We start from the raw sequence: 4,762 nt of genomic DNA, 5'->3' as shown, positions 1-4,762 counted from the left end.
AGTGTGGTAGCCCTTCGGGCAGGTCATACGGTGGGGAACACGAAGGCCCCTTGTGGCTGGGAGCCCGAACCAAAAGCACGCCGCTGCGCGGCGAAGAGCGCCGCCGTTGTGGGGGCGGAGGTGCGGGGAGGCTCAGTAGTCCTCGTCGTCGTCGTAGTACTCGGCGTCGTGGGTGACCTTGGCCGGGCGGTTGGACCAGGAGTCGAAGACCACGAGCAGGATGGCCGCCAGGATGACCACCACGCCCACGATGGCCAGGTCGCCCCAGAACGACAGGCCCGCCAGCAGCAGCATCGGCAGCACGGCGAACAGGCAGAACGGGTCGACCCGCCCGAAAGCCGGCCGGCGTTGCCCCGAAGATCGACCGTACTGCCCCGCCATCAGCCCGCCTGTCAGTTCGTCCGTCATGTCCGGTCCACCCGGTGGGCAGCCCCGAACAGCATAATTCGCCGCCGCTGAGATGTACGGGGGGTTACGGAGCGGGCGCTGCCGGCTCGGTCAACCCGGTGATCAGCCTCTCCTGGTCGGTGCCGGTGCGCATCCGTGTGTGACCTTGATCTCCCGCTAGAATCCACGGTGCACGACTGGCGTCGGGTGGATTCACCACCGGGGAGTGCAAGCGAGCCGGCATCGCCCGCCTGGGTGCCCCTCATACCTTCGGGTGAGGAGTACCTCGATGACCGCACGCATCCTCGACGGCACCGCTGTGGCCCGGACCCTGCTGGAGGAGACCGCCGCCCGTGCCGCCGCCTTCACCGAGCGCACCGGCCGCGCTCCCCTGCTCGCCACTGTCCTGGTGGGTGACGACCCCGCGTCCCAGACCTACGTGCGCATGAAGCGGTCCCGGTGCGCCAAGGTCGGCATCGAGTCGCGGGCGGTCGAGCTTCCCGCGGCCACGACGACCGGGGAACTGGTCGCGCGGATCTCCGAGCTGTCGGCCGACCCGTTGGTCGACGGCATCCTGTTGCAGCACCCGGTGCCGGGGCACATCGACGAGCGCGCGGCGTTCGAGGCGATCGCGCCGGGCAAGGACGTCGACGGCGTCACCATGCACAGCTTCGCGGCCATGGCCTTCGGCGAGCCCGGGTTCCACTCGTGCACGCCCGGCGGCATCCTGCGGCTGCTCGACGCCTACGGCATCGAGCTGGAGGGCCGGCACGCGGTCGTGGTGGGGCGCAGCCCGATCCTGGGCAAGCCGGTCGGCATGCTGCTGCTCGCCCGCAACGCGACCGTCACCTACTGCCACTCGCGCACCGCCGACCTGGCCTCGGTGGTCGCGACGGCGGACATCGTGGTGGCCGCCGTGGGCAAGCCGGAACTGGTGCGCGGGGCGTGGCTCAAGCCCGGCGCCGTGGTGGTCGACGCCGGCTACAACCCCGGCAACGTCGGTGACGTCGAGTACGTGGCGGCGAGCGAGCGGGCGGGCTTCGTCACGCCGGTGCCGGGCGGGGTCGGGCCGATGACCATCGCCCTGCTCCTCGCCCAGACCGTGGACGCGGCCGAGGCGGCCGAGAAGGCCCTCCAGCCCGCCTGAGCGACGACCGCGCCCGCGCCGTCCGAGGAGCGGGCGGCGCGGGCGAACGGGGTCAGGCGGGGACCACCGCGCCGTGGTCCAGGTGCAGGCGGCGGCCGGTGAAGCGGGAGCGGGTGCGGCGGTCGTGGGTGACCACCACCAGCGCGCCCGGGTAGTCGGCCAGCGCCGCCTCCAGGTCCTCGACCAGGCCCGGTGACAGGTGGTTGGTCGGCTCGTCCAGCAGCAGCAGGTCCACCGGCCCGGTCACCAGCCGCGCCAGCTCGACCCGCCGCCGCTGCCCGTAGGACAGCTCCCCCAGCCGCAACCGGAGGTCCGCCGGCGTGAACAGGCCCAGCGCGAGCAGCCGGTCCGCCCACTCCTCCGGGTCACCGCGCCCGGCCGCGAAGGCCTGCGCCACGGTCATGCCGCGCGGCATCGGGACGTCGTCCTGGCGCAGGTGGCCGACCCGGGCCGGCACGACCACGGTGCCGCTGTCGGGCGCCAGCTCGCCCGCCAGCACCCGCACCAAGGTCGTCTTGCCCGCGCCGTTCGGGCCGGTCACCAGCAGCCGCTCCCCCGGTTCGAGGGTCAGCTCCGGCACGAACAGGCGATCACCCACCCGCACGTCCGACAGCTTCACCGCGGACGCCTCGCCGACGACCGGCCGCGCGGTGAAGCGCAACGGGTCCGGTGGCGGGGCGACCGGGGACTCGGTCAGCCGGTGCACCCTCTCCTTGGCGTTGCGGATGCGGCTCATCACCCCGTGCGCACGCCCCCGCGCCCGGAACGGACCGGCGGCGAACACCGCCAGCGGCAGCTTGCGCGGGATTTCCCCCATCCGGGTGGCGTGGGACGCCGCGAGCCGCTCGTGCCGGGCCAGTTCGTCCCGCCACCGCTCGTACTCGCGCAGCCGCCGCGCGCGGTCGGCGGCCTTGGCGGCGAGGTAGCCGTCGTAGCCGTCGCCGTAGCGCCGGACGCGGCCCTCCTCCACCTCCAGGACGGTGGCGGTGACGTTCTCCAGGAACACGCGGTCGTGGGTGATGGCCACGACGGTGCCCCGGTGGGCGCGCAGGTGCTGTTCGAGCCACGCCACCGCCTTGTCGTCCAGGTCGTTGGTCGGCTCGTCGAGCAGCAGCAGCTCGGGAGCGGCGGCCAGGGTGGCGGCCAGCGCCAGTCGGGACCGCTCGCCGCCGGACAGCGTGCCCAGCGGGCGGGCGCGGTCCAGCGCGGGCAGGCCCAGGCCGTGCAGGGCGATGTCCACCCTGGTGTCGGCCTCGTACCCGCCGCGCGCCTCGAACCGCTCCACCAGCTCGGCGTAGCGGGCCAGGTCGGTCAGGTCGAGTTCCAGCCGCCGGATCTCGGCCTCCAGGGCGCGCAGGTCGGCCAGGGCGAGGTCGACGGCGTCGGCGACGGTCGCGTGCGGCGGCAGGTCCAGGGTCTGCGGCAGGTGGCCGACCCCGCCCGGCGCGACCACGGTGACCTCGCCGTGGTCGGGTGTGAGGCGGCCCGCGAGCAGCGCCAGCAGGGTGGACTTGCCGGACCCGTTGTCGCCGATCACCCCGACCTTCTCCCCCGGTTTGACGGTGAGGGAGACGCGGTCGAGCACGACCCGGGTGTCGAAGCGCTTGGTGACGTCGTGGAGGGACAGTTGCGCGGTGCGCAAGGCGGGCTCCTGTTCCCGGCGCGCGCGACGGCGCGGCAGCCGAGTCGATCGGTGAAGGGGGAGGATTCGCACCTGACCGCCGCCGCGGAGCCGTGCTCTACGCGGACCGGCGACCGATCACAGGAAGAAGTACAAGATTCCCATCGACGGCCACCGTACGGGAAGCTGATTCGATCATCAAGGGAATTCTGTTGACTGTGAGTGACGCTACGGTCAACAAACGTGACCTGCGTCACCACCATTGGTGCTGGTCTTGCCCTTCCGCGTAACCAACGGTTACGTTCCTGGCCGCCAGATAACGGTTCTATCACCGGCCGGACACGGGCCGGCAGTCATCCCCCGGACTGCCTCCCGGCCTGGATCCCCCGCCAGGAGGCCGGTGGTGGGGCTCCCCGACGCAGGAGGCACTTCCCTTGGCTCGCCATAGGAAGTCCCGGGCGGACGAGCCGACCGTCTACACGGTCAGCGCAGCCGCACCGGGATACATCGGCGCGCACCGCGCCGAACCCGACCGCAGGCTCCCGAAAAGACTCGCCGGCGTCGCCGTCGCGGTCGGCATCGTGACCGGAGCGGGCGCGGCGGCACACGCCGTGACCAGCGGCACCCTCAACCCGATGGCCGGCGGCGCCGAGTTCGGCGGGCTGCCGGACGAGAACGTCCGCACCGGCAAGGTCGAGACCATCCACTCGGTGGACCTCGGCTCGGAGACCGCGCGCATCATCCGCCAGGAGCAGCTCACCGCGCTGCACGCCTTCAACCAGGCCAGCGGCGTCGCCCAGAGCGGTTACGCGGCCCGTCAGCAGGCCGCCGCCGAGGCCGCCGCGAAGGCCGCCCACGAGGCCGCCGAGGCCCGCAAGTCGCCGACGCAGCGCCAGGTCGAGGCGTGGGCGCGCGAGGCCATCGCGATCCTCGCCGCCAACGGCACCCCGATCACCAACGACAGCGTCGACGAGATCTGGACGATCGTCTACAAGGAGTCCGGCGGCAACCCGCGCGCCATCAACACCTGGGACTCCAACGCCGCGCGCGGCACGCCGTCCAAGGGCCTGATGCAGTGCATCGACCCGACGTTCCAGGCGTACAAGCTGCCCGGGCACGACGACATCTACAACCCGGTCGACAACATCATCGCGGGCGTCCGCTACACCTACGCCCGCTACGGCGGCTTCGACCGCCACCCCGGACTGGCCTCCATGCTCGCGGGCGGCGGCTACCGCGGCTACTGAGGCGGCCCGCCGCGGCCGTTGAGACGACCACCGCGGCACGAGGCCGGCCCGCCGTGGCTGCCCGTGGCTGACGGCTTGGCCGCGGCTGACGGCTCGGCCCGCCGCCCTCAGCGCCCCGCGTGGCTCCCGTCCGGAGCGGCCCTTGTCCGGAGCGGCCCCCGCCCGGAGCGGCCCCCGTCGCCAGATCCCGGCTTCCCCGCGTCAGGCTTCCCGGCCCGGCACGCGCCGAAACCCCGACACCGGCACGTGCCGGGCCGGGGTCCCGGGGGAGGGGGGCCCCCGGCGGGCGGCCGGGGGGAACCACCCCAATCCCGACTTTGGCAACCGGGAAGGGGGGTTGCCAGTATGGGGTATAGGGGT

At 73.0% G+C, this 4,762-nt stretch carries 3 protein-coding genes, 1 pseudogene and 1 riboswitch; of the genes and pseudogenes, 2 read left to right on the top strand and 2 right to left on the bottom strand.

The features are described 5' to 3' along the window. Positions 1-132 precede the first annotated feature (132 nt). A complete protein-coding gene (locus AB0A74_RS42480) occupies positions 133-408 on the bottom strand; it encodes a hypothetical protein (protein WP_358258884.1) in 276 nt (91 codons plus the stop codon). Positions 409-570: 162 nt separating this feature from the next. Next, positions 571-651, top strand: a riboswitch (ZMP/ZTP riboswitch). A 25-nt stretch (positions 652-676) separates the two neighbouring features. On the opposite strand from AB0A74_RS42480, the gene AB0A74_RS42475 reads away from it, so the two are divergent. Continuing rightward, positions 677-1,534 (top strand): tetrahydrofolate dehydrogenase/cyclohydrolase catalytic domain-containing protein, encoded by an 858-nt coding sequence (locus AB0A74_RS42475; protein WP_358258882.1) that lies wholly within the window; start codon positions 677-679, stop codon positions 1,532-1,534. Between the two features lie 52 nt (positions 1,535-1,586). Here AB0A74_RS42475 and AB0A74_RS42470 read toward each other — a convergent pair whose 3' ends face one another. Further along, positions 1,587-3,176, bottom strand: a complete 1,590-nt coding sequence (locus tag AB0A74_RS42470; RefSeq protein ID WP_358258881.1) for a TlrC/CarA/OleB/SrmB family ABC-F type ribosomal protection protein — start codon at positions 3,174-3,176, stop codon at positions 1,587-1,589. A gap of 875 nt (positions 3,177-4,051) precedes the next feature. On the opposite strand from AB0A74_RS42470, the pseudogene AB0A74_RS42465 reads away from it, so the two are divergent. Further along, positions 4,052-4,402, top strand: a pseudogene (locus tag AB0A74_RS42465) (transglycosylase SLT domain-containing protein); the annotation flags it as partial. Between the last annotated feature and the right edge of the window lie 360 nt (positions 4,403-4,762).

This window comes from Saccharothrix sp. NPDC042600, assembly GCF_040647305.1.
GTDB classification, from domain to species: domain Bacteria; phylum Actinomycetota; class Actinomycetes; order Mycobacteriales; family Pseudonocardiaceae; genus Actinosynnema; species Actinosynnema mutabilis.
This window is presented reverse-complemented; position numbering and strand designations above follow the sequence as displayed.

Coding starts and splice junctions, on each gene's coding strand:
- AB0A74_RS42475 (WP_358258882.1), top strand. CDS start 677: ATGACCGCACGCATCCTCGACGGCACCGCTGTGGCCCGGACCCTGCTG.
- AB0A74_RS42480 (WP_358258884.1), bottom strand. CDS start 408: ATGACGGACGAACTGACAGGCGGGCTGATGGCGGGGCAGTACGGTCGA.